The following is a 977-nucleotide window of genomic DNA, read 5'->3' as shown; positions in this document are numbered from 1 at the left end:
TTGCAATTGTACCAAGATTGTCTATTAAATCCTGTCTATTCATTCCAATGCCATTATCAGTGATATATAGCTCGTTCTTATCTTTATTGGAGCTGATAGTGATTTTTAATTCGTCACTCAAATCTAGCAAATTAGGGTTTAGTTGAGATTCATAGCGCAACTTATCACATGCATCTGATGCATTTGATATTAATTCACGCAGAAAAATGTCTTTATTGGTGTAAAGTGAATGAATCACTATATTCAGTACTTTCCCTACCTCAGCGTCAAATTTTAAATTTTCAGTTTCTTGTACATTATGCATTTTGAGCTCCATTATTTGCCTACTACCCTAATAATTTAAGTATTGAATCACGATCTTTCAAGGTCACGTACACCAAAATTAATGTGGGTGTAGTTATTATGACACCCAATTTATGGGATCTCTTGCATAACAAACTTTTGGCAGCGCATTGGATGAAACGAAAAACTTCCTTGACACCCTTCGCCAGTCCCCTTATCATGAAACTGAAGCTATTTATTTATCTTCGCAACCTCTGCAGTGGATTAATGACAAAAAAACTTAATGTATTTGGCGTAAATCATGCTTAATTTTTTGCACTATGTGCACCTCATGTCTTTATCAAATTTCTAGCTACACAAGCTGGAATACGCTATTTAAAACATCAAAAAACGCCAACTTAAAAAATGGATAGTGAATAATTAGCTACCCTAGGGTTTCTTTGCCTTTTTTTCTGTTTAGTAAATTTCTTAACGTTTATAATTTAGATTAGTTGCGGCTTAAAAGCGGCTGAGTCACGGTTATTAAGCGTTTAGAATAAAAAAACGCCATACTTGAAAGTATAATGTAAGTAACTAGCCAACCATCGGGCTTTTTTTGCCTTTTTTTTCGTTTGGTAAATTTTTTAATACTTAGATTAGTTGCAATTTAAGAGACCAGAAATGGTCAGTGCTTGGCACTGGAATAACGTCCTCCT

1 pseudogene is annotated in these 977 nt (G+C 34.1%); it reads right to left on the bottom strand.

The annotated features are described in order from the left end of the window. Positions 1–304 (bottom strand): annotated as a pseudogene (locus tag WG67_RS07380) (ATP-binding protein); the annotation flags it as partial. Positions 305–977 lie beyond the last annotated feature (673 nt).

This window comes from Wolbachia endosymbiont of Drosophila incompta (genome assembly GCF_001758565.1).
Classification (GTDB): domain Bacteria; phylum Pseudomonadota; class Alphaproteobacteria; order Rickettsiales; family Anaplasmataceae; genus Wolbachia; species Wolbachia pipientis.
Note: the sequence above shows the minus strand (reverse complement) of the source record. Positions and strands in the feature narration are given on the sequence as shown.